General features: G+C 58.3%; 23 protein-coding genes and 2 tRNA genes. 14 read left to right on the plus strand and 11 right to left on the minus strand.

Annotated elements, in window-relative coordinates; translation table 11 throughout:
* Positions 1-66: 66 nt before the first annotated feature.
* Positions 67-143, minus strand: a tRNA-Val gene (locus ACL0K2_RS04440).
* Between the two features lie 169 nt (positions 144-312).
* Between ACL0K2_RS04440 and ACL0K2_RS04445 the strand changes: the two genes are divergently transcribed.
* On the plus strand, positions 313-1,596 hold the full coding sequence (locus tag ACL0K2_RS04445; protein ID WP_413043896.1) for an NAD(P)/FAD-dependent oxidoreductase: 1,284 nt from the start codon (positions 313-315) through the stop codon (positions 1,594-1,596).
* 4 nt (positions 1,597-1,600) lie between these two features.
* Here ACL0K2_RS04445 and ACL0K2_RS04450 read toward each other — a convergent pair whose 3' ends face one another.
* Together ACL0K2_RS04450 and ACL0K2_RS04455 are read right to left on the minus strand one after the other, a co-directional pair.
* Positions 1,601-2,551 (minus strand): PA2778 family cysteine peptidase, encoded by a 951-nt coding sequence (locus tag ACL0K2_RS04450; RefSeq protein ID WP_413043897.1) that lies wholly within the window; start codon positions 2,549-2,551, stop codon positions 1,601-1,603.
* Entirely contained in the window at positions 2,548-2,949 is a 402-nt protein-coding gene (locus tag ACL0K2_RS04455) for a PA2779 family protein (protein ID WP_045162437.1), read from the minus strand. Before ACL0K2_RS04455 ends, ACL0K2_RS04450 begins: the two co-directional genes overlap by 4 nt.
* Before the next feature lie 177 nt (positions 2,950-3,126).
* Here ACL0K2_RS04455 and ACL0K2_RS04460 point away from each other — a divergent pair, with 177 nt between their 5' ends.
* Complete coding sequence (locus ACL0K2_RS04460; RefSeq protein ID WP_239610568.1) at positions 3,127-3,432, plus strand: I78 family peptidase inhibitor; 306 nt, start codon at positions 3,127-3,129, stop codon at positions 3,430-3,432.
* A 92-nt stretch (positions 3,433-3,524) separates the two neighbouring features.
* Here ACL0K2_RS04460 and ACL0K2_RS04465 read toward each other — a convergent pair whose 3' ends face one another.
* The 3 genes from ACL0K2_RS04465 to moaB form a co-directional block, all read right to left on the minus strand.
* Positions 3,525-4,556: an acyltransferase family protein gene (locus ACL0K2_RS04465; protein ID WP_045162439.1), complete on the minus strand. Its 1,032-nt coding sequence runs from the start codon at positions 4,554-4,556 to the stop codon at positions 3,525-3,527.
* A gap of 182 nt (positions 4,557-4,738) precedes the next feature.
* On the minus strand, positions 4,739-5,953 hold the full coding sequence (gene glp / locus ACL0K2_RS04470) for a gephyrin-like molybdotransferase Glp (RefSeq protein WP_413043898.1): 1,215 nt from the start codon (positions 5,951-5,953) through the stop codon (positions 4,739-4,741).
* Positions 5,950-6,489, minus strand: coding sequence for a molybdenum cofactor biosynthesis protein B (moaB, locus tag ACL0K2_RS04475; RefSeq protein ID WP_045162441.1), 540 nt, complete (start codon positions 6,487-6,489; stop codon positions 5,950-5,952). The genes glp and moaB overlap by 4 nt, the downstream gene beginning before the upstream one ends.
* Positions 6,490-6,554: 65 nt before the next feature.
* Here moaB and mobA point away from each other — a divergent pair, with 65 nt between their 5' ends.
* The 3 genes from mobA to ACL0K2_RS04490 all read left to right on the plus strand — a co-directional run bounded on the left by mobA (position 6,555) and on the right by ACL0K2_RS04490 (position 7,606).
* Positions 6,555-7,157, plus strand: coding sequence for a molybdenum cofactor guanylyltransferase MobA (gene mobA, locus ACL0K2_RS04480; protein WP_413043899.1), 603 nt, complete (start codon positions 6,555-6,557; stop codon positions 7,155-7,157).
* A gap of 47 nt (positions 7,158-7,204) precedes the next feature.
* Positions 7,205-7,426 (plus strand): YgdI/YgdR family lipoprotein, encoded by a 222-nt coding sequence (locus ACL0K2_RS04485; RefSeq protein ID WP_045162443.1) that lies wholly within the window; start codon positions 7,205-7,207, stop codon positions 7,424-7,426.
* A gap of 103 nt (positions 7,427-7,529) precedes the next feature.
* Positions 7,530-7,606 (plus strand) — tRNA-Pro (locus ACL0K2_RS04490).
* Positions 7,607-7,795: 189 nt separating this feature from the next.
* On the opposite strand, the gene ACL0K2_RS04495 is transcribed toward ACL0K2_RS04490, so the two are convergent.
* Complete coding sequence (locus ACL0K2_RS04495) at positions 7,796-8,038, minus strand: glutaredoxin family protein (protein ID WP_045162444.1); 243 nt, start codon at positions 8,036-8,038, stop codon at positions 7,796-7,798.
* Between the two features lie 408 nt (positions 8,039-8,446).
* Here ACL0K2_RS04495 and ACL0K2_RS04500 point away from each other — a divergent pair, with 408 nt between their 5' ends.
* The 6 genes from ACL0K2_RS04500 (at position 8,447) to ACL0K2_RS04525 (ending at position 13,648) form a co-directional block, all read left to right on the plus strand.
* A complete protein-coding gene (locus ACL0K2_RS04500) occupies positions 8,447-9,682 on the plus strand; it encodes an OprD family porin (protein WP_045162445.1) in 1,236 nt (411 codons plus the stop codon).
* A 224-nt stretch (positions 9,683-9,906) separates the two neighbouring features.
* On the plus strand, positions 9,907-10,308 hold the full coding sequence (locus tag ACL0K2_RS04505; protein WP_045162446.1) for a DUF883 family protein: 402 nt from the start codon (positions 9,907-9,909) through the stop codon (positions 10,306-10,308).
* Positions 10,309-10,325: 17 nt separating this feature from the next.
* A complete protein-coding gene (locus tag ACL0K2_RS04510) occupies positions 10,326-10,706 on the plus strand; it encodes a phage holin family protein (RefSeq protein ID WP_413043900.1) in 381 nt (126 codons plus the stop codon).
* Entirely contained in the window at positions 10,703-11,005 is a 303-nt protein-coding gene (locus ACL0K2_RS04515; protein ID WP_045162447.1) for a hypothetical protein, read from the plus strand. The genes ACL0K2_RS04510 and ACL0K2_RS04515 overlap by 4 nt, the downstream gene beginning before the upstream one ends.
* A 211-nt stretch (positions 11,006-11,216) precedes the next feature.
* Complete coding sequence (locus tag ACL0K2_RS04520; RefSeq protein ID WP_045162448.1) at positions 11,217-12,548, plus strand: deoxyguanosinetriphosphate triphosphohydrolase; 1,332 nt, start codon at positions 11,217-11,219, stop codon at positions 12,546-12,548.
* A gap of 5 nt (positions 12,549-12,553) precedes the next feature.
* Positions 12,554-13,648: an FUSC family protein gene (locus tag ACL0K2_RS04525; RefSeq protein ID WP_413043901.1), complete on the plus strand. Its 1,095-nt coding sequence runs from the start codon at positions 12,554-12,556 to the stop codon at positions 13,646-13,648.
* Here the strand turns inward: ACL0K2_RS04525 and ACL0K2_RS04530 are convergent.
* The gene (locus ACL0K2_RS04530; RefSeq protein WP_045162449.1) at positions 13,638-13,982 is read right to left on the minus strand and encodes a YggL family protein; all 345 of its coding nucleotides are present in this window, start codon (positions 13,980-13,982) and stop codon (positions 13,638-13,640) included. The genes ACL0K2_RS04525 and ACL0K2_RS04530 overlap by 11 nt on opposite strands.
* A 234-nt stretch (positions 13,983-14,216) precedes the next feature.
* Here ACL0K2_RS04530 and dacB point away from each other — a divergent pair, with 234 nt between their 5' ends.
* Positions 14,217-15,725, plus strand: coding sequence for a D-alanyl-D-alanine carboxypeptidase/D-alanyl-D-alanine-endopeptidase (gene dacB / locus ACL0K2_RS04535; RefSeq protein ID WP_413043902.1), 1,509 nt, complete (start codon positions 14,217-14,219; stop codon positions 15,723-15,725).
* Positions 15,726-15,852: 127 nt separating this feature from the next.
* On the opposite strand, the gene rlmKL is transcribed toward dacB, so the two are convergent.
* The gene (gene rlmKL / locus ACL0K2_RS04540; RefSeq protein WP_413043903.1) at positions 15,853-18,033 is read right to left on the minus strand and encodes a bifunctional 23S rRNA (guanine(2069)-N(7))-methyltransferase RlmK/23S rRNA (guanine(2445)-N(2))-methyltransferase RlmL; all 2,181 of its coding nucleotides are present in this window, start codon (positions 18,031-18,033) and stop codon (positions 15,853-15,855) included.
* 351 nt (positions 18,034-18,384) lie between these two features.
* On the opposite strand from rlmKL, the gene rmf reads away from it, so the two are divergent.
* On the plus strand, positions 18,385-18,600 hold the full coding sequence (rmf, locus tag ACL0K2_RS04545) for a ribosome modulation factor (protein WP_021207445.1): 216 nt from the start codon (positions 18,385-18,387) through the stop codon (positions 18,598-18,600).
* A gap of 91 nt (positions 18,601-18,691) precedes the next feature.
* Here rmf and ACL0K2_RS04550 read toward each other — a convergent pair whose 3' ends face one another.
* On the minus strand, positions 18,692-19,732 hold the full coding sequence (locus ACL0K2_RS04550; RefSeq protein ID WP_045162452.1) for a quinone-dependent dihydroorotate dehydrogenase: 1,041 nt from the start codon (positions 19,730-19,732) through the stop codon (positions 18,692-18,694).
* A gap of 110 nt (positions 19,733-19,842) precedes the next feature.
* Entirely contained in the window at positions 19,843-20,064 is a 222-nt protein-coding gene (locus ACL0K2_RS04555) for a DUF2835 domain-containing protein (RefSeq protein ID WP_045162453.1), read from the minus strand.
* Between the two features lie 167 nt (positions 20,065-20,231).
* Between ACL0K2_RS04555 and ACL0K2_RS04560 the strand changes: the two genes are divergently transcribed.
* Positions 20,232-21,155, plus strand: coding sequence for a DUF6685 family protein (locus ACL0K2_RS04560; RefSeq protein WP_045162454.1), 924 nt, complete (start codon positions 20,232-20,234; stop codon positions 21,153-21,155).
* The last annotated feature ends 121 nt before the right edge of the window (positions 21,156-21,276 follow it).

Here is a 21,276-nt window from a genome sequence, read left to right on the forward strand (position 1 = left end):
CAGAAAGCCGCCGCACTGACAAGCAAGGCATAAAAAAAGGGTCGCTAGCGCGACCCTTTTCGGAATTGGTAGGCACAATTGGATTCGAACCAACGACCCCCACCATGTCAAGGTGGTGCTCTAACCAACTGAGCTATGTGCCTCCGATGGACGCGCATTTTAGAGATACGCCTGAGAGAGTCAAGCGCTTTTTTCGCTAAGCCACTGATATACGTAATTTTTGGATTCCAAAAAAGTCTCTCGCACCGCTATGGCATAGGAAGTCCTGTAGCGATAGCATCAGCGTCAAATATTCAAAACAGGGCAAACAGAATGTCGCACACTCCCTACCCGTCATCCTATTACGCGGCTTCGGCGAACCCGGCGCCTGTTCGCACCGCCCTGGGATGCGATGTCGAGACTGACGTCTGCGTGATTGGCGCCGGCTACACCGGGCTATCGACCGCCCTGTTCCTGCTTGAGCAAGGTTTCCGTGTCATCGTCCTTGAAGCCGCGAAGGTCGGTTTCGGCGCGTCCGGGCGCAACGGTGGGCAGATCGTCAACAGCTACAGCCGCGATATCGATACCGTCGAGCGCAGTGCTGGTCGTGACGAAGCACGATTGATCGGGGCGATGGCATTCGAGGGCGGGCAGATTATCCGGGAGCGAGTAGCGCGCTATGGCATTGACTGCGATTTGAAGAACGGAGGCGTATTCGCCGCTTTCAACATCAAACAGATGCACCACCTCGAGGCTCAGAAGACCCTTTGGGAGCGCTACGGCTACGATCGACTCGAACTGCTCGACCACGACGGCATTCGAAACGTCGTCGCATGCGAGCGATACATCGGCGGAATGCTGGATCACGGCGGCGGCCATATCCACCCACTCAACCTTGCGCTCGGCGAAGCAGCAGCGGTCGAATCCCTCGGCGGCGTCATCTATGAACAAAGCCCAGCAATCCGTATCGATCGAGGAAACACGCCGCGAGTACACACCCAGCACGGCCAAGTAACCGCTAAATTCGTGGTCGTTGCCGGGAATGCTTATCTGGGTGGACTGGTTCCTGAACTAGCAGCCAAATCCATGCCCTGCGGCACTCAAGTCATCGCCACCGAGCCCCTCGATCCAGAACTCGCGGCGACGTTGCTCCCGCAGGATTACTGCGTCGAGGACTGCAACTATTTGTTGGACTACTTCCGTCTTTCCGCCGATAAACGTCTGATTTATGGTGGTGGAGTGGTATATGGCGCACGCGATCCGGCCGATATCGACTCGATCATCCGACCGAAGATGCTCAAGACGTTTCCGCAGTTGCAAGGCATCAAGACGGAGTTCGCCTGGACCGGCAATTTTCTAATGACGCTATCGCGCTTACCCCAGGTCGGTCGGCTCGATGGCAATCTTTACTACTCCCAAGGATGCAGCGGTCATGGCGTCACCTACACCCATGTCGCCGGGAAAGTCATTGCCGAGGCCTTGCGAGGGCAGGCTGAGCGCTTCGATGCTTTTGCCAGTTTGCCGCACTATCCGTTTCCCGGAGGACAAACATTCAGCGCGTCGCTGAGTGCTCTCGGCGCGCTCTATTACAGTCTGCGTGACAGAATCGGCTTCTGACGTATCACCTAACGGGACATGGCGGAGCCGCATCGCAAGCGCCGGACTCTTCTTGCCCCCTAGGTAACCCCGCCTTGAATCGCTCGTCCTTCGGCGCCAGCTGCACCGCACATGAGCGTGCTGCTGATGCCTGAGTACGACACCCCCGCTCGGCCAACACTTGCGACAGGTTAAACCAACCAGGCGCGAAAGCGTTGTCACGCTGGACGCTGGCCCTCAGGGCGCGCTCCGCCGCAGGCTTGTCGCCTTGTGCGTACCGAGCGTTGGCCAGTACGAACCATGACAAGCCGCTCGACCAACGTTGTGCAGCCGTTTCGTAGGCTTTTAGCGCCGCATCATTGTGACCGGTTTGCTCAAGGTCATTCGCAGCCTTCAGCCAGACCGTTTCCTGAGCGGTACGCGGCAATTGATCGGGCGCAACCGTTACCACTGCCCACCGCTTACCCTTGGCCCAACTGCGCTCGAACTGACGAAAACTTCCGGTCCAGCGCCGAGTGGTCCCGGAGCGCAGCACGAGAGTCTGCGCAGCCAGGTCATACCCCACCACAACTGCAAAATGCCATTGAGGCCAGCGATCGAAAGCAAGGTTCTGCAGCACCAGGACGGGATTTCCTGCCGCCACCTCACTCAGCACCGCTTCTAGGCGTGGCTTCAACGGGTAGACCAGCAGATCGTGGGCCCTCGCAGCCGCGACCATTTCAACCTGTAGGCTACCTTTGCGCTGGGGAAGATAAACGCGTTTGACGAGCTGTTCCGGTTGAGTATCGACGCCACGCTGGGTAAGCATCGTGGCGAGCGCGGCGGGCCCGCACTGATAATCTTCCTGGGGAAAGAATGGGACCTCGTCCAGCTCAACCCGCTCGGGAAGCCCCGCGGACCCAACCGGTACGATTGGAGTCCGCGCGCACGCCGCGAGAAGGATTACGGCAAACAGCAGGACCAGTCGTTGCATCAACGGTTGATACAGTGGACGAAGTTGAAGATGTTAGTCGCGCAAAGCAGATCGGTGATGATAAAGATCACCAGGAACAGAACGATGATCCCGACGACTCCGGCACCGGCTGGCGCCTGATCCAGTTGCTGGTTGAACTGCGCGAGTTCCGCCGGCGTCAAGCTGTTGATTCGCTGCTCAACCTGATCGCGGTCGACACCCATGGAGATCAGCTTTTTCTGGACGTCTTTGTCCTCGAGCATCGTCAGCAGCTGCTGGCGGTCCACTTGCTGTTGCTGCTCGGCAATGATTTCCGGGGTGCCGATCATTGTCGCCTGGGCCAGCGGGATTTGCGCGAACAGCATGAAGTGCATCGCAGCCAGCAGGCTGGCTACACGCTTCATAACGGACGAATTGAACATGGCGGAACTCCTTAATCTTTTTATTCGTCAGCCCCGCGCGATTGTCAGGGGCCACCAAAGTTAAGACGGTGCCGCTGTTCCGCCAGTTCCCTCGTACGCTAAGGTTTCAGCAAAAGGAGGATTTCAACCACCCACCGCCCATCCCCCCAAACGATCACGATACAAGGGAGAACGAACATGCAGGCCATTCGATCAATCACTCTGATGTTGTACGGCGCCATCCTCCTTGGCTGCCAGTCATCAACATCCGATTCGATGCAAACGCCACAGGACACAACCGGGCGATGCAACGCCGGGGCTGTTCAGGCGCTGGTCGGGAAACATGCAAGCCCAGCATTGCTTGAACAGGCACGCCAACAAAGTGGGGCAGCCATAGCCCGCATCCTCCGACCAGGAGACGTCGTCACGCTGGAATACAACGCGCAACGGCTAACACTCACGACTGACGAATCGTTGGAAATTCAGCGGATTGGCTGCGGCTAAGCCGCAGCATCGTCCTTCTAACCCTCCGCATGACCGGGCGCCGCATCGATAGCCTGCAGCGCCTGCTGCAACCAAGGCGCAACGCGCTGGGGTCAGTGCGCGACCACCCTGCGCGTCCGTAGGCTGGTCGCAGAGAATGATTTCGGCGGTACCAACAGCCAGTACAGGTCATAACGCGTAATGATGGCTTGAGCCAGCAACGGTGCAATTAGGCCGATCAGCGTCCCAAGCACGAGATGCACAGGGATGGAATCAACACCCAAGAAGCTGCTGAGGATTACCCTAATACCGCTTCCGGCGAGAATGTGCATCAGGTAAATGGTCATTGAGGAAGCGCCAATGAACAGTAGCCACTCCATCCGAACCTGCCCTAACCACATCGATAGCGCAATCACGAAAAAGATCGAAACAGTCGCCAGCACAAGTACCGGCAAGCCACCAACTTCCCAGTTCAAGCCAAACGTGATGTGGAACAGATACTGACCGATTACGAATAGCGTTCCGAACAGCAAGGTGAGCGGAACGAAGCGGGTCAAAAAATACGCCTTGATCTCGTTAAACCAGACGCCAAGCGCAAAAAATACGGCATTGCCAAAGATGAACCTGCCAACATTGCCCATCGCGAGGTCTTGCTTGAAGACATAGAAGGCGCTGAATGCCAGCAGTATCGGCAGGAAGTAGCGACGATCAGCCTTGGCATAGACAAAGGAGCAGACCACGAAAACCAGAAACAGCGCATAGAGAAACCAGAACTGCGCCCGCGGCGACCAGAGCAACGAGAACACCTGCCCTAAGGTGACCTCTCCATTCGTGTAGTTCGACAACACCACCTCAATCGAGCCTTGCAGTAACGACCAGACGATAAAGGGATAGACGACGGTATCAACCTTGTTGGTGATCAGCCCCGTCTTTCCGCGTTTCATCAGCGAATCGTAAAAGAACAAACCCGACAAAAAGAAAAACAACGGCATGTGAAAGCTGTAAATGATGCTATCGACGAGAAGATAGCGGTCTTCCTCTATTGGCAAGCCAGCATTGAACACCCCGCGTGCAACATGTCCGTAGACCACCAAGATGATTCCAATGGCTTTGGCATAATCGACCCAGGCATTTCTCTCCTGCATCACATTCTCCTTGTTTTGGGGTACCAGGCACATCGCAGCCACAGCTGGCGCGGACGGGAAAGGTAGACAGTGAGAAATGCGATCAGTTTGTTGCCGGTACCCAGCTACCCTATTTATCCGACGTAATGCGCCAGAGCCATTCGTACGTGGCTTCCATCCGGACAGCCTCAGGCAATTGGGTCTTAGCCCAGCAACTCAGCAAAAGAAATAAAGCGTACGGGATCCCCCTCCTTCAGTTGACCATGTTCACGCACCTCGACCAACCCATCCGCCCAGGCTGCGCTGCGCAGAATCGACGAGCTCTGGTTGGCATATAGCACCGCCCTGCCCAATTCGAGGCGCGCCCTAAGGTATTCGCGGCGCTTGCCAGGTTTGTTCCAGCTGAAGCCCGCAGGCACTGGAAAACTTAACGGTTCGACCTCCGTCACCCCCATCCTGCGCAACAAATAAGACCGCGCCAGCAAACCAAAGGTGACCAGCGTGGAGGCCGGATTGCCGGGCAAACCAATGACCGCTACGCCGCGATAACTACCGCAGGTCAACGGCTTGCCTGGCTTGATCGCCAACTTCCAGAGCGTTAGCTCGCCCTCTTCCTGCAGAACTCTTCCTAGAAAGTCGGCTTCGCCGACCGACACGCCACCCGTGGAAAGAATCAGATCTACCTCGTGCAGACCCGCAAGGCATTGATGAACCCGCGCGAGGTCGTCCGGCACGATGCCGGCATCGATGACATCGCACCCCAAACGCTGCAACCAGTGGCGCAATAGCACGCGATTGCTGTTGTAGATCTGTCCTGGCTGCAGCGTTTCGCCCGGCTCGACCAACTCATCTCCGGTAGAAAGCAGCGCGACCTTGAGTTTTCGACTCACGTTCAGCTGCGAGACACCCAGTGAAGCGGCAAGCCCCAACTCAATCGCCCCCAGCCGCACACCCGCTGCCAGGACCTCGTCACCCGACCGCGCCTCGCCACCCTGAGGACGGACGTGTTGCCCCTGCCGCACCGGCACGGCAAAACGCACTCGGCCATCATCGAGCACCTCGACGTTCTCCTGCATCTCCACGCTATCGGCACCTTCCGGCATCGGCGCGCCGGTGAAAATCCGAGCGCAGCTACCTGGTTCCAGAGGTGCGGGTTGAGTGCCGGCAAAAATCTTCTGGCTGACCCGTAGTGGCTGCCCACACAAATCGGCTTCTCGCAGGGCATAGCCATCCATGGCGCTGTTCGGCCATGGCGGCAAGTCCAGCTTCGCGATCAAGGGTTCAGCGAGTATCCGACCAACCGCATCATCGATCGGCACGCTTTCGACGCCATCAATCTGAGTGGCCTCCGCCAGATTGAGCAGTGCTTCAAGCGCCTGCTCTACCGGCATCAGCGCTGGCGGCTCACCCGCTTTCATGCGCGGCTCTCGCAGGGTTCGGCCTGCTTGAGATGCGGCACGAAATTGCACGGACGATGACGCGCATCGAGCTGCTCGGCAAGAATGCCATCCCAGGCGGTCCGGCAGGCATTGGTCGAGCCGGGTAGGCAGCAGACCAGCGTCGAGTTCGACAGTCCGGCCACCGCTCGCGACTGGATGGTGGAACTGCCGATATCGGAAACGGATATTTGGCGAAACAGCTCACCGAAGCCGTCGACCTGCTTGTCCAGCAAGCAGCTCACCGCTTCCGGGGTGCTGTCGCGCCCGGTAAAACCTGTACCTCCGGTAATCAGTACAACTTGTACTTCGTCCTCGGCGATCCAGTTCGCTACTTGCGCACGAATGCGGTACAGATCGTCCTTGAGCAGTACTCGAGAAGCCAGTCGATGCCCGGCAGCCAGGAGCCGGTCGACGAGAAGCTGCCCTGAGGTATCGGTTTCACGCGAACGGGTGTCGCTGACTGTCAGGACAGCAATATTCAACGGAACAAAGGATTGATCAGCAAGATGGCTCATACAGGCTTCCCGGTTGTTGGACTCAATTTTGGGTGTTATATCACAGGCTTTTGGCGGAGCATTTGATGCAACAGCGCAGGCTTGCTGATTGCTCGATTTTGCTGCTGGCTGGTGGCCGCGGACAACGAATGGGCGGGCAGGACAAGGGATTGGTTGAGTGGCATGGCAAACCGCTCGTGGCGTGGCCGTATCGCATCGCGCGGCCACTGACGGATGACTTGCTCGTCTCCTGCAACCGCAACCAACAGCGTTACGCGGCCTTTGCCGATCGATTGGTTTGTGACGACGAGCCTGATTTTCCTGGGCCGCTTGCCGGTATACGAGCAGGCCTCGCGGCGGCTCGCCACCACTGGCTCATGGTATTGCCGTGCGATGCTCCGCTGATAGACGAGGCGCTGCTTATACAGCTGTACAAGAGCGCTCGAGCGGAGCCGGGGAAGGCCGTAATGGCTAGGCGTGACACGCAATGGGAACCGCTGTTCTGCGTCATTCCGAGCGATCTGGCACCTGCCATCGAAATTGCCTGGCATGCGGGAGAACGCAGCAACCGCAATATACTGTTGGAGCTGGGTGCACAAGCCCTTGACCTCGACGCAGACGATCCTCGGCTAGCCAATCTGAACTCGCCTGAGCTGCTTTCGGAGCGAGCACCTCCACAGGGAACTTAGCGTCGGCGATTGCCGTCACAGACGCAACTACTCAGAGGAGACTTATCATGCGTGCAGCAACCGGACCCGCCTTGGCATTGCTGGTTGGACTGGCCCTTCTTACGGGCTGTTCGAGCCCCAGCGTCATCACACTCAACGATGGTCGAGAAATCCAGACGCTGGACCGTCCGGAATATGACGAGGACGCCGGCTTCTACGAATTCGAAGGCATCGACGGTAAGCCAGGCAGGGTTAACAAGGATCAAGTTCGTACTGTCAAGGAGCTGTAACCACCCCGCTCTTCGGTGTCGAGCACACTGCCCGGCACCGTCAAAAAAGCATTCGCTAAACGCTTGTGAAGCAAAACTTTTTCTGTAAAATGCGCGCCATCTTCGGAGCGTAGCGCAGCTTGGTAGCGCGTCTCGTTCGGGACGAGAAGGTCGCTGGTTCGAATCCAGTCGCTCCGACCAAATCCCGGCATCAGACTGAATAGGTCTGATGCAAAAAAAACCGGCCTCTGGCCGGTTTTTTTTGTATTTGGGCCGAAACCTCCGCGTCTGGATTCGTTTAATCGGTCAGGCCCGCTGCTCCTTAGCGCACCTCACGAACACACCCTTGCACCCGCTCCGCGATACTCCTTCGACTAGCCTGCCTTCCTTCTATCGCTGCAAAAACCATACAACCTGCTCTGCTTCAAATGGCCAATCCAGCTCGGCGCCCGTATCCACTCGCCGCAACACAGGTATACGTAGGCCGTAATCATCGACCCACTCAGGGCGGTCGGCTATATCCAGCAACTCTACCAGCAGCCCGTTTTCCACTAGCGACAGAAGCTCCGCCTCGGCCTGCTCACAGAGGTGGCAACCCAGCGTTCCAAACAACTGGCATTCAGGCAGATACATAAGTACGACTCACTAGAACAGGCCATGCAATTCTAGCAGGCCAGACATGATGCAGCTGGGAACTGCCAGCCTCGTCCTTTCGGATTACTCAGTTAGAAAAAGTGTGACCTTCACCCCACTCAAACGATGGTTTGATTTAGGGAATCGACGAGACGCTGGCAAACCGCTAGGATGCGGCAACCCAAGCGGCCGCAGAGCCACTGGGCCGGATGTGTCGACGCGTATCGGCAGCAGCAGTTGATGCCAGGCTTCAACGGAAGTAGACATAACTGCCGAACGGTTTAACCGACACTTTCATGCTTAAGCCTTAAAGACTAAGGTCTAAGGGCTCAATTACTTATGTAGTGCTTTATTGCATGGCGCCGTAAGAGCGACTTCAGAGCATCATCCAACGAGGAGAAATAAGAAATGCTCAAGACCCCAATCGCCCGGGGCGTGGCCCTAGCCACTCTGGGAGCAACACTGGCCATTCCTACTATGGCTCAAGCTGAGTTCTTGAAGGACAGCAAAGCCAGCCTGGAACTGCGCAACTTCTACTTCAACGGTGATAACCGTCATGACGGCGCCGGCCAGTCCAAAATCGAAGAATGGGCACAAGGCTTTATCTTCAAATACGAATCAGGCTTTACCGAAGGCACTGTTGGATTTGGTGTAGATGCGATTGGCCTGCTGGGCCTGAAGCTCGATTCCAGTCCCGACCGCACCGGTTCCGGCCTTCTTCCTACCAATGACGATGGCTACGCTCCGGACGATTACGGCCGCATCGGCGGCGCCGCGAAAGCTCGAATCTCCCAGACCACGCTAAAAATCGGCGAGATGATTCCGAAGCTGCCAACTATCCTGCCGAGCGACTCGCGCCTGCTGCCACAGACTTTTCGCGGTGGCATGCTGACCTCTCAGGAAATCGATGGCCTAACCGTCAACCTCGGCCGCATGACCGAAACCAGCTTGCGCAGCGAAGCCGGTTTTGCTGACATGACAATGTCCAATGGAGGGGCTGGTGGTGTAGCTTCTGATAAGTTCGATTTCGCCAGCTTGAAGTATCAGTGGAATAAGGAACTGACGACTTCGTACGACTACGGCAACCTGGACAAGAACTACAAGCAACATATCTTCAACCTGGTTCACGTAATGCCGCTGGGCGAGAAGCAATCGTTCAAGAGCGACATTCGCTACGCCCGCTCCACCGACGATGGCAACACCAACGTCGACAACAAGGCATTCGGCGCGATGTTCACCTATAGCCTGGGCGGCCACGCATTCGGTGCGGCCTATCAGGACATGAGCGGTAATACCGGTTATCCCTACCTAAATGGTGGCGACGCGTTCCTGGTGAACTACGTCATGATCGACCCCACCTTTGCCGATCCGGACGAAAAGTCGTGGCAGGTCCGCTATGACTACAACTTTGCCGCCATGGGCGTGCCGGGCCTGACCTTCATGACCCGTTACGTGAAAGGCACCGATGCCGGCGCCAACGGCAACGGCGAAGAGTGGGAGCGTGATACCGATATCGGCTATGTCATGCAAAGTGGCGCGCTGAAGAATCTTGGTGTCAAGCTGCGTAACGGCACCTACCGCGGCGACGGTCGTGAGATCGATCAGACCCGCTTTATCGTCAGCTACACCATCCCGCTGATGTAATAGCGGCTACCGCATGCAAGTGCAGTAGATAGAAAACCCGCTTCGGCGGGTTTTCTTTTTTGCGCATATATCAACCACGAACCATCACTGCGAGCGGGTTCAACGCCTGAACGCAAACTGACGGTAAAACGAGTCAAACGGAGCGGGAACCTTGCGCTATCAGCGTGCTCGAAACTTGAGGCACTGGGACCTTTTGTTCCAGCGAGACTGAAGAGGAGCTGCAGATGTCTACCGAATCCACTTTCGGCACCAGTGACGAAACGCCAATCCCCGATGCATCCATGGGAACCTCCGCACCGTTGTTCGACAAGTCCGCACACCGCCGCAACCTCCAAGCCGCTCAGAACGCACTCATTGAAGAATTCCACACCTTGATCGGAGACACCGAGCGCCTGTTGAAGCACACGCAAGAGACCGCAGGTGCACAGACCGAAGAGTTGCGCGGCAAGATCAACGCCAACCTCAGCCGCGCCCGTCAAATGCTCAAGGAACAGGAAGGTACGTTGCGTGAGCAGAGTCAGGCAGCTATCCAGTGCACCGAGGAGTATGTCCATACCCATCCATGGCAATCGATCGGTATCGCGGCAGGGGTCGGTTTTCTCTTTGGCTTGATTACCCGCCGCTGATGTGGGGTATGGATTCAATGGAAACCAAGCACGCCGATGAAGCACCAGCGCCCTCCCTCAAGAAAATGGGCGGCGCGCTTGTTGATCTGTTGCAAGGGCATTTGGAGCTGGTCGGGATAGAAATCCAGGAAGAAAGAGTCCGAGTGTTCAAGCTTTTTCTTCTCGCCAGTATCGCCCTCATCCTCGGTTTGCTGATCTTGGTAGGGCTATCGGCCGCGATCGTCATCGCGTTCTGGGACAGCAACCCTATCGCAGCGATCCTGGTGCTCTGCGTGCTGTACACAGTGTGCCTGGCAGCATGTATTAGCCGCGCAACTCGCCTCGCCAAAGAGAGCGCTTCGCCCTTCCAGGCAACGGTCGAGGAGCTGGCCCGCAATCGGGAGCGTCTATTGCCATGAGCTTTCCCCTTAGTAGTTCCAGCGACCTCGCCATGCGCAAGGATCTGGTTCGGTTGCGCATGGAGATGAACCGCCAACAACTCCTTTATCACTCGCAACCACTCGCCCATCCTTTTCAGCGAATCAAGCAGATGGTCGCGAACCGCGGCGCCGCGTCCGAACATACTGTACAGAGGGGCCCCGTGGTGGTAGCGACGACCATGGCGCTCGCTCTGTTTGGTCGTCGCCTTGGAAAGGTAGGCAAACTGGCTCGATTGGGCCTTCTGCTATATCCGATTATCCGTAAGATGCGGCATTAGCCGGCGCAAAATTCCGAGAAGGCCTGATGTTGGCAGGCAGTGCAGCTTGACTGCCCCGCCATGCGATGCGCGTATGGTTTAGCAGTCGGCAAGTGCTGTAGGCTGGCGCCATGTGATGAATGCACTCGACGGACACGCTGCGGCGCTAGCTGCCGGTCGTGTTATTGCGCCTGGCACATCGGCCCCACTGCGACATCAAGGAGGTTGCTCTTTGGATTGGCATACCCTGCTTAATCGTGAACGGCTCGGTAAATCCGTTCACAGCAACGAAGAGCTTGGTCGAAGCCCGTTTCACAAGGATCATGACAGGATTATCTTCTCTGGAGCGTTCCGTCGACTTGGGCGCAAGACCCAAGTGCACCCCGTCTCCAGCAACGACCACATACATACCCGCCTCACTCATTCGCTGGAAGTGAGCTGCGTCGGACGCTCTCTCGGCATGCGTGTGGGAGAAGTGTTGCGTGACGACATGCCGGAATGGTGCAGTCCGGCTGATCTAGGGATGATCATCCAGTCAGCCTGCCTCGCTCACGATATAGGCAATCCCCCGTTCGGCCACTCGGGGGAAGATGCGATTCGCCATTGGTTTCAACAGGCGGCCGGACGTGGCTGGCTGGATAGCATGAGCGATGCTGAACGAGCCGATTTCTTGAACTTCGAGGGCAACGCGCAAGGCTTCAGAGTGCTTACACAGCTCGAGTACCACCAGTTCGACGGTGGCACCCGGCTGACCTATGCAACGCTTGGCACCTACCTCAAGTATCCTTGGACATCGCGTCATGCCGAGGCGCTCGGCTACAAGAAGCACAAGTTTGGCTGCTACCAGAGCGAGCTGCCTCTGCTCGAGCAAATCGCCTCGAAGCTCGGCCTGCCGAAGCTGGATGAGCAGCGCTGGGCGCGTCATCCGCTGGTCTATCTGATGGAGGCGGCAGACGATATCTGTTACGGCCTCATCGATCTGGAAGATGGCCTCGAAATGGACCTGCTCGATTACGCCGAGGTCGAGGCCCTGCTGTTGAATCTGGTGGGCGACGACCTGCCAGAGACCTACCGGCAACTCGGTCCCAAGGATTCGCGCAGGCGCAAGCTGGCCATTCTCAGAGGAAAGGCCATCGAACATCTGACCAACGCCGCGGCACGTGCCTTCGTCGAGCAGCAGCAGGCGCTGCTGACTGGAAAACTCGCCGGAGATCTAGTCGAGCATATGCACGGCCCAGCCAAACAGTGCGTAGTGCAAGCCAAAGCCATGGCGCGGGAAAAGATCTTTCAAGACAAGCGCAAGACGCTTCACGAGATTGGCGCCTATACCACGCTCGAAATTCTCCTTAACGCCTTCTGTGGTGCCGCCTTGGAGCAGCATGGCGGACGTACACCGTCCTTCAAGAATCGTCGCATACTGGACCTGCTTGGTAGCAATGCGCCGAATCCTGACTGGCCGTTGTATCAGTCTTTCATACGGATGATCGACTTCATTGCCGGCATGACTGACAGCTATGCGACCGAGATGGCCGGCGAAATGACCGGACGCTCGAGCCCGACGTGAGTCAGATGAAAAAACCACTGTGGAGAATCGTCGGCTGGCAGCCTGGCCGCCCCGCCTGGGGCGCAGCAACCGTAGCCGGCCTCGGCTGTGCACTGCCGCTTCTGCTCGGGTTGTTCAGCGGTCATCCCGGCTTCCTATGGGCCACTGTCGGGGCTTTCCAGGCGGCCAAAGCGAACCCGCTGCACCGCCTCGGCATGCTACGAATGCTGCTATTGATCGGCCTCGGTGCCGGTAGCGCCGCGCTCGGATTCTGGTCGGCGACGCACCCTCTGGTCAGTCTTGGTCTGTTTGCCTTCTACGGCCTGTTATTGGCATGGCTGCAGCGCTATGGCAGTGAGGCCGGCAAGCTCGGGATCGGCCTGGCGATCTGCCTGTGCCTTGGCCAGGGGCAGCACGGAATCGGCGATTTCAACAATCCCCAGGCAATCGCCGTACTGTTCGCTTTGGGAGGTCTTTGGGTCACCCTGCTGGCATTCGGGCTACGCGGCATGCATGGCTTGCGCATGTGGCCGTACATGCCTCGGCTATTCAGCTTGATGAAAGTGCTACGGCGCCGTGCGCGGCGTACTCCGATTCACCAATGGCGGCTCCATGCCCTGACTTACATACTCGCAGCGGCCACCGGTGGCCTGATCGTGACCCTTGCCGAGCTTCCACGAGGTTATTGGTTGACGCTGGCAGTCTTCACAAGCTTGCAAATGGATTTGCAGCACAGCCTCGTTCGCGCTCTGCAAGCCGGCATCGGAATTTTCTGCGCGGCAGCGGTACTGATCTATATGGGCCACAGCCTGGCCGATCCGCCGATGATGGTGATGATCATGCTGCCACTGGTGATGCTGAGTCGGGCTTTCCAGGCACATCACTACGGGCTATTCGTCCTGCAGACGACACTGAGCTTTTTGCTGTTGGCAGAAACCCTGGCGCACGATTGGGAATTGCCGCAGATACGCCTGACCAATGCGGCCATTGGGGTGGGTGTAGCGCTGGGCGTAACTACGCTGATGTACGTGCTACGCCGGTTGATTGCCCGGATTGCATTGCGCAAATCCCGGCAAACAACCGCGACCGATCAGGACAGGAACGACTCGATCACGCCTTAGCGTTGATCTCGTTTTCCGGATACCAGACATCCATCAACGGGCTTACGTTGAATTCGGCTAGTTCGTTGCGGCCCTTCAGCCACGCCTCGACTTGACCGCGCTGCTCTTCGTTAACCGAGCCACGACTGGCCAAGCATACAAAACCATAATCCTCACCACCGATATAGCCTAGACCGTTGGCTTCGATAGCTTCGTTCAGGAAAGCTTCGAGAAAGCCGTCGACTGCCGACGCGTCAAGACCGTCACGGTAGGTCAGATTGACTTCGAAACCCAGTTCCTGGAATTCATCGACACAGAGTTTTTTGCGCAGGCGGCGCGAGCGATTGGTAGCCATTGAATCGGTCCTTTTTCCAACGTGATGACGGCGCGCACTCTAACAGCAACGCCGCGCTTGTGCGATTACAGGCAGCAGTCTGTCACCCTATTCGTTCAAATCAATGGCAACTGCGGATTCTTTTTGCAGGGACCGCACGTCGCCAGCTACGCTTGTCGGATGAGAAGCACGTCACTTCTTGGACGTGGGCATAATGAGCCCGCCTTTTTTCCCTGAACGCAGTAGGGAACTTCAATGTCGCTGATTTCCAGTCTCTCTGTTCCAGCTGCTCGGCACAGAGTCATCAACAAATTGCTTGGCCGTATCGCGGCCGCCACGCTGACGCTACCGTTGGCGTTTACAACCTTCGCCGAGACCGTCAATCAGACCCTGCCACCCCGAGTGGCACAGGCGCTTAAGGCGAACAAGATAGAAAGCAGCGCGCTGTCCGTCGTAATGTTGCCGCTCAACAGCAATGCGTCGCCGACTTTTGTGAATGCCGATGTGTCGGTCAACCCCGCCTCGACCATGAAGCTGGTCACGACGTACGCTGCGCTGGAACTGCTGGGCCCCAACCATCAGTGGAAGACGGAATTCTATGCTGACGGGCCTATTGAGAGCGGCACGCTCAACGGAAACCTTTACCTCAAGGGTGGCGGTGATCCCAAGCTCAACATGGAGAAGCTCTGGCTGTTGCTGCGCGATCTGCGCGCCAATGGCGTCCAGACCGTTACTGGTGATCTGATCCTCGACCGCAGCCACTTCGTGCAACCGACGTTGCCGATTTTCGATGACGACGGCAACGACAAGAACAAGCCCTTCCTGGTGGGGCCGGATTCTTTGCTGGTCAATCTCAAGGCGCTTCGCTTCATCGCCCGCAACGATGACGGCAGGGTAAACGTCATGGTCGAGCCGCCGATCTCCACGGTTCGCGTCGACAATCGCATACAGGCACTGCCCAAAGCCAAATGTCCCGGCTGGCCTGACATTCGCTACAACCCGATCGAGGAGGCTGACGGCGTGACGGTCGTGGTCACCGGCAAACTTCCAGCCGGATGCAGCGGCCAGACTTACCTGTCTCTGCTCGATCATCAGCGCTACGCCGCAGGTGCCGTCCGGGCAATTTGGAATGAATTGGGCGGCAGCATCCTGGGTAACGACCGAGTCGCCCAGGTACCCAAGAATGCTCGCATGATCGCTCGCGCCTATTCACCGGATCTGGCGGAAATCATTCGCGACATCAACAAATACAGCAACAACACCATGGCGCGGCAACTATTCCTGAGCCTGGGCGCCGAGTTCCGTAACGAAACGGATACCGATGACTCGAAAGCCGCGCAGCGCGTGATCCGCCAGTGGCTGGCGAAAAAGGGATTGATATCACCGCATCTGGTCATCGAGAACGGCTCCGGCCTGTCGCGTGCCGAGCGCGTCAGTGCACGGGAACTGGCTAGCCTGTTGCAGGCGGCCTGGCAGAGCCCGTACGCGGCGGAATTTATTTCCTCGATGCCGCTCGCGGCCATAGACGGCACCATGCGCAAGCGTCTGCACAACACCGGCGTGGCTGGCAAGGCACATATCAAGACCGGAACGCTGAATACGGTGCGGGCGATCGCCGGCTATAGCCGCGACAACGATGGCAATACCTGGGCTGTTGTGGCCATTCTCAATCACCCGCGTCCATGGGGTGCCTCCTCGATACTGGATCAGGTGCTGGTCAGTCTCTACAACCGCCCGAGCAACGAAAGCACCGCGCAACGCTAATCCATGCGTGCCGGCGGTCGAAGGCCGCCGGCCGTCGGTTCATGCATCAGCGCCACTCCATCGCAGAGCGTCGGCCACCCAATACGTACTCGCATCGCTGTGCAGCCAAACGCTTACGAATCGCCGGTCAACGCGCCTGGAGTTTCCAGGCCCGATGTATCTTGCTGTTGCGCCGAAAATCCTCGTCTAACGTCGCGCCGGTGATTTCCTCCACGGCGTAACGCTCGGCGACGCCCGCATCGAGCGCGAACTTGCGGAAATTGTTGGAAAAATAAAGCGTACCGCCGGCAGCCAACCGCGCCATGGCGAGGTCGAGCAATGCAACATGATCACGTTGGACATCGAAGACGCCTTCCATGCGTTTGGAGTTGGAGAAGGTGGGCGGGTCGATAAAGATCAGATCGTACTCGCCACGATCCTCCTCGAGCCAAGTCATCACATCGGCCTGCTCCAGACGTTGCCGATCGGACAAGCCGTTCAAAGCCAGGTTGCGCCGCGCCCAGTCCAGGTAGGTCTTCGACAGATCGACGCTGGTAGTGCTGCGAGCGCCGCCCTTGGCCGCATGCACAGTTGCCGTTGCCGTGTAGCAATATAGGTTCAGAAAGCGCTTGCCAGCCGCTTCGCGAGCGAGGCGCAGGCGAAGCGGACGATGATCGAGGAACAGCCCTGTATCGAGATAGTCGGTCAGGTTCACCAGCAACTTGACGTCGCCCTCTCTCACTTCGAGGAACTCGCCCTGGCTGGCCTGACGCTCGTACTGGCGTGTCCCGCTCTGCCGCTCTCGGCGTTTGACCACCACGCGATCGCGGGAAATACCCAACGCTTGAGGAATCGCTCCCAGCGCATCGTACAGCCGCGCCTGGGCTTTCTCCGGGTCGATCGAGCGTGGGGGGGCGTACTCCTGTACATGCACCCAATCACCATACAGATCGATGGCCAACGCATATTCAGGCATGTCGGCGTCGTATAGCCGGTAGCATTGAATACCTTCCTTTCGCGCCCATTTGCCGAGCAGCTTCAGGTTTTTCTGCAGCCGGTTGGCGAACATCTGACCACCTTCACTGAGGCGCGCCAGTTCCGTGACGGGCTGTTCCTCGATCTTGTTCTCAACCGAAGCCTTGCGCTGCCCGGTCACGAACTGATCCAGCTCGACCTTGATCAGCAACAGCTTGCAAGGCAGCGCGCCATTCCAGAAGGCGTATTGCTTGTGACTGCGGATACCCATGCGCTTGCCAAGGTCCGGCGCCGACGTCAGAACGGCAGCCTCCCAGCCAAGGCATGCCTGTCGCAAGCGTTCACCGAGATTCTGATAGAGGTAGACCAGGCTCGCCTCGTCTCCCAGCCGCTCACCATAGGGCGGGTTGCAGATCACCAAGCCCTTCTGGTTCTGGTCGGGACGAGGTTCGAACGTTGCCACATCTCCCTGGTAGACCCGAATCCAGCCGGCCAGACCGGCGCGCTCGATATTGTTCTTGGCAGGCTGTATCAGACGCGGGTCCGCCTCGTAGCCCCGTATCCACAGCGGCTTTTGCGCCAGCCCCGCTTCAGCGCGAGCCTGCGCTTCGGCATGCAGGCGGTTCCAGATGGCCGGTACATGCCCCAGCCAGGCGCTGAACCCCCAACGCTCACGGCGCAAGTTGGGCGCGACATCAGCAGCCATCAGGGCGCCTTCGATAAGAAAGGTGCCGACGCCGCACATCGGGTCCGTCAGCGCGCCGCCCGCTGCGGCGATACGGGGCCAGCCCGCGCGGATCAATACAGCGGCCGCCAGGTTCTCCTTCAGTGGTGCAGCGCCCTGCTGCAGACGGTAGCCGCGCTGGTGCAGGCTGTGCCCGGAAAGATCCAATGAAAGAACCGCCTGCCCGCGGTCGAGACGCAGATGAACGCGAAGGTCCGGATTCAGCTTGTCGACGCTCGGGCGCTCGCCGGACGCCGTTCGCAGGCGATCTACGATCGCGTCCTTGACCTTCAGCGCACCGAAGTGAGTATTGTCGATTCCCGATCCGTGACCGCTGAATTCAACAGCCAGGCTGCCAGTCGCTTCCAGATGCTCCGCCCAGTCGATCCGGTGGACGCCTTCATAAAGCGTTTCGGCATTCACTGTTGCGAAACGGTCGATCACCAGCAGAACCCGGTTGGCCAGGCGCGACCAGAGGCACAATCGATACGCAACCTCCATGCCGGCGAAGCCGCGAATGGCAGCGGTCTGTTCGCGTGCCTCCTCAAGTCCGAGGCCAATGGCCTCTTCGAGCAACAAGCCTTCCAGCCCTTTGGGGCAGGTGAGGATAAGTTCGTGGCGATCAGTCATGACATGTCCAGAATTGTGCGACCCGGTCGGATAGCCATACCGGATCTCTCTTCGATAGTTGCGCGGTTCCGACTGCATTCGTCGCGAAGCAGCGGCAACAGTGCGGAGGCAGACATCGCGAGACGCGCGTCTCGCGTGCCTTATGGGCACCACTACGGTTTGGTTACTTGCTTATTACAAAACGATCATTCCCGCATCGGAACCATTTGGGTTAGAACTCGACTCAACCCGGCATCGCAACGATGTTCGGCAGAGGCTCGCCACGCCGGCAGCGGGCTTCGTTGGCAGTCTATCTGCCGACCTCTAGGAGGTCATACAGGAACACCAGTCAACCACTGAGGGCAATACCCAATGAGAAGACTCAAGCGTGATCCGATGGAACGAGCATTTCTACGCGGTTATCAGCATGGCATACACGGCAAATCTCGCGATCTCTGTCCTTTTTCTCATCCCGAAGTACGCCAAGCCTGGATTAACGGCTGGCGAGAGGGCCGCGGCGACAACTGGGACGGTCTGACCGGTGCGGCCGGTCTTCATCGATTGAACGAACTTCACGCAGTCGGCTGACACGATCACACCGACTTCAACTGGCACGCCCCACCCGGGCGGCGGGCTTGAAGCCCGGGGCTCCCTCAGGGAGCCCCACCGAGCAAATAGATCAGCGATTCACTTCCTTCCGAGATTGCAGCGCTGCGATGGCATCCACCGTCTCGCGTATCAGTGCTGGCCCCTTGTAGATAAAGCCCGTATACAGCTGCACCAAACTCGCGCCGGCCTCGATCTTCTCCGCCGCATGCCGCCCTTCGGTGATGCCACCGACAGCGATGATCGGCAAACGGCCCGCCAGCGTTTCAGCCAGAACTCTAACCGTGTGGGTACTTTTTTCGCGCACCGGCGCCCCTGACAGTCCGCCAGTTTCGTCAGCGTGGGCAAGCCCGGCGACACCGTCACGACCGAGTGTCGTATTGGTCGCGATGATGGCGTCCATCCCGGCTTGAAATACAGCTTCGGCGACCAATGCGGTTTCCTCATCGGTCATGTCCGGCGCGATCTTGATGGCCAGCGGTACACGCTTGCCGTGCAGCACCTCGAGATCCTCACGGCGCTGCCCAAGCGCGTCGAGCAGCTGCTTGAGGGAGTCACCGAACTGCAGGCTGCGCAGCCCTGGTGTATTCGGTGAGCTGACGTTCACGGTGACGTAGCTTGCCTGGTGGTAGACCTTGTCCAGGCACAACAAATAATCATCCTGGGCGCGATCGACGGGCGTATCGAAGTTCTTACCGATATTGATGCCCAGAATGCCTTTGAAACGAGCCGCATCGACTCTTTCCAACAGCGCGTCGACCCCATGATTGTTGAAGCCCATGCGGTTGATGATGGCTTCGGCTTCGGGCAGGCGAAAGATGCGCGGCTTCGGATTGCCCGGCTGCGGCCTCGGCGTCACGGTGCCCACTTCGACAAAGCCGAACCCCAACTGAGACATGCCATGGATCGCCTCGCCATTCTTGTCCAGTCCGGCCGCCAGCCCCACAGGGTTGGGAAAGTCCAATCCCATCACTCGCACCGGCAAGCCGGCCGGCGCCTTGTTGAGCATGGCATTAAGCCCCAGACGGCCGCCCGCGCCGATAAGATCGAGCGAGAGTTCATGGGAAGTCTCGGGAGTGAATTTGAATAGCAGCTGGCGGGCCAGGTTATACATACGCAGCCTAGATCCTGGAAAGTGTGGCGCGGGAGTATAGCAGGCGGGGGGCATTTTCAGCGGGTTGAACGTAAAGCCCAACCATGTGGAACCACTCTCTGAGAGGTCGCCTAATCAAGGCGGCGCAAGCGAATCAGCTTGCCTTCCGGAGCAAATTCCATCTCGAATGAACCAAATATCCCAACAGATGTCAGAAAGGGTCGCAGGTGATATGCCGGCAAGCTGACGCTCGTCCCTTCCCGGCTCTTGATTAGGATACGATTAGCGCGCCCCTGATAGACAGCCAGCAGTTTTTCTGCAGGCAGCGCAATATCCAGCACGAGGCTTGGCATGGAGGCTCCTCAATGATCAGCACAGCGATTCTGCCACATTGGCACTTAACCAGTGGCAAACCAAGGCTATCCGAACCTCTCAATCCAGAACAAAAGCTCGGCAAACACGGTGCACGACTTCGTCGGCTCTGCCACACTCCCGCCGTTGTCCTACGTGTTCATCTACAATGATGAACTTGCCCGAGCCGATGCCGCCCGTGACCTCCCGAATCGTCAAATTTGCTCAGCGCCTCGGACTGACCGGCAAGTCGCCGCGCCAGATCCTTGAACGCGCCAGCCAAATCCAGTTGCCCTTCGCTCCGCTCTCCGAGCCGACGCCGAGCATCTTTTGGCACGACGGACCCTGCCTACAGCGATTCGTCGATCTTCCCAGAAGCGCGCTTTCCGGACCGATCCAGGAAGACAAGGCAAAAGCTCGCGCGGCCTTGACGCGGCTCGTGCGCCGAGAGCAGAGCGCCCATCCAGCACTCGACCTTCGGCAGATTGACGGCCTCGGCGGGCAGAGCATCGATGGCACTATCTATCCGACGTTCGAAGCCTTTGCCGCCACCCAGGCGTGCCGCCAGTTGCGCGTGATCAGTTACCGGGACTTCGTGCGGACCATTACCGCCGCCCTGCCCGACTTCCAGACCCAGGCTCCGATCGAGCTTCGTCAGGCGAGCTGGCTCGGCGAGCGAATTTACTGGTCGGGAGAACATCATGCCGAAGCCTTCGCCTGTGCCATTGCCTATGCGCGGCTACGAGGGCTTGAGGTGAACCTGCCCTGCGAGCTGACCGACTACCGGCTCGATGCAGCGGGACTGCAGGCGCTGGACAGCGAGTACCACGCTGTGACCATGCCGGCGCAAGCCTGGGACGATCGCGAGTTTATGGGCCTGCTGCTTGATGCGAAGATCCCTTACGCGCGCTTGACGCTGCTACGCAACGCCAACAACTCCGAGCTGCTTCTGCTCGACAAGCAACAACCCGCCGCCAATGCCCTCGGCGAGGGACTCAAGCTTGCCGGCGCGCCCGACTTGGTTCGCTATCTGCGCGGCTTGCCCCAAATCACCAGATTCCGCCTTGGCAACCGGACGGCGCAAGCGGACTGATCGTGACTGGCGACCCAACGCCAGGCCGCACACTGGCGCGTTGCGCGCCTCTGACACCCACAGCTGAACGCAAAACGCCGGTGCAATGCACCGGCGTTTTACTTGTCAACCGATCACCGCC

This window comes from Pseudomonas sp. YJ42 (genome assembly GCF_047225135.1).
In the GTDB taxonomy this organism is placed as follows: domain Bacteria; phylum Pseudomonadota; class Gammaproteobacteria; order Pseudomonadales; family Pseudomonadaceae; genus Stutzerimonas; species Stutzerimonas stutzeri_E.

What these genes read in the sequence shown, in the direction of transcription:
- ACL0K2_RS04445 (WP_413043896.1), top strand. Translation starts at nt 313, where the DNA reads ATGTCGCACACTCCCTACCCGTCATCCTATTACGCGGCTTCGGCGAAC.
- ACL0K2_RS04455 (WP_045162437.1), bottom strand. Translation starts at nt 2,949, where the DNA reads ATGTTCAATTCGTCCGTTATGAAGCGTGTAGCCAGCCTGCTGGCTGCG.
- ACL0K2_RS04460 (WP_239610568.1), top strand. Translation starts at nt 3,127, where the DNA reads ATGCAGGCCATTCGATCAATCACTCTGATGTTGTACGGCGCCATCCTC.
- ACL0K2_RS04465 (WP_045162439.1), bottom strand. Translation starts at nt 4,556, where the DNA reads ATGCAGGAGAGAAATGCCTGGGTCGATTATGCCAAAGCCATTGGAATC.
- glp (WP_413043898.1), bottom strand. Translation starts at nt 5,953, where the DNA reads ATGAAAGCGGGTGAGCCGCCAGCGCTGATGCCGGTAGAGCAGGCGCTT.
- moaB (WP_045162441.1), bottom strand. Translation starts at nt 6,489, where the DNA reads ATGAGCCATCTTGCTGATCAATCCTTTGTTCCGTTGAATATTGCTGTC.
- mobA (WP_413043899.1), top strand. Translation starts at nt 6,555, where the DNA reads ATGCAACAGCGCAGGCTTGCTGATTGCTCGATTTTGCTGCTGGCTGGT.
- ACL0K2_RS04485 (WP_045162443.1), top strand. Translation starts at nt 7,205, where the DNA reads ATGCGTGCAGCAACCGGACCCGCCTTGGCATTGCTGGTTGGACTGGCC.
- ACL0K2_RS04495 (WP_045162444.1), bottom strand. Translation starts at nt 8,038, where the DNA reads ATGTATCTGCCTGAATGCCAGTTGTTTGGAACGCTGGGTTGCCACCTC.
- ACL0K2_RS04500 (WP_045162445.1), top strand. Translation starts at nt 8,447, where the DNA reads ATGCTCAAGACCCCAATCGCCCGGGGCGTGGCCCTAGCCACTCTGGGA.
- ACL0K2_RS04505 (WP_045162446.1), top strand. Translation starts at nt 9,907, where the DNA reads ATGTCTACCGAATCCACTTTCGGCACCAGTGACGAAACGCCAATCCCC.
- ACL0K2_RS04510 (WP_413043900.1), top strand. Translation starts at nt 10,326, where the DNA reads ATGGAAACCAAGCACGCCGATGAAGCACCAGCGCCCTCCCTCAAGAAA.
- ACL0K2_RS04515 (WP_045162447.1), top strand. Translation starts at nt 10,703, where the DNA reads ATGAGCTTTCCCCTTAGTAGTTCCAGCGACCTCGCCATGCGCAAGGAT.
- ACL0K2_RS04525 (WP_413043901.1), top strand. Translation starts at nt 12,554, where the DNA reads ATGAAAAAACCACTGTGGAGAATCGTCGGCTGGCAGCCTGGCCGCCCC.
- ACL0K2_RS04530 (WP_045162449.1), bottom strand. Translation starts at nt 13,982, where the DNA reads ATGGCTACCAATCGCTCGCGCCGCCTGCGCAAAAAACTCTGTGTCGAT.
- dacB (WP_413043902.1), top strand. Translation starts at nt 14,217, where the DNA reads ATGTCGCTGATTTCCAGTCTCTCTGTTCCAGCTGCTCGGCACAGAGTC.
- rlmKL (WP_413043903.1), bottom strand. Translation starts at nt 18,033, where the DNA reads ATGACTGATCGCCACGAACTTATCCTCACCTGCCCCAAAGGGCTGGAA.
- rmf (WP_021207445.1), top strand. Translation starts at nt 18,385, where the DNA reads ATGAGAAGACTCAAGCGTGATCCGATGGAACGAGCATTTCTACGCGGT.
- ACL0K2_RS04550 (WP_045162452.1), bottom strand. Translation starts at nt 19,732, where the DNA reads ATGTATAACCTGGCCCGCCAGCTGCTATTCAAATTCACTCCCGAGACT.
- ACL0K2_RS04555 (WP_045162453.1), bottom strand. Translation starts at nt 20,064, where the DNA reads ATGCCAAGCCTCGTGCTGGATATTGCGCTGCCTGCAGAAAAACTGCTG.
- ACL0K2_RS04560 (WP_045162454.1), top strand. Translation starts at nt 20,232, where the DNA reads ATGATGAACTTGCCCGAGCCGATGCCGCCCGTGACCTCCCGAATCGTC.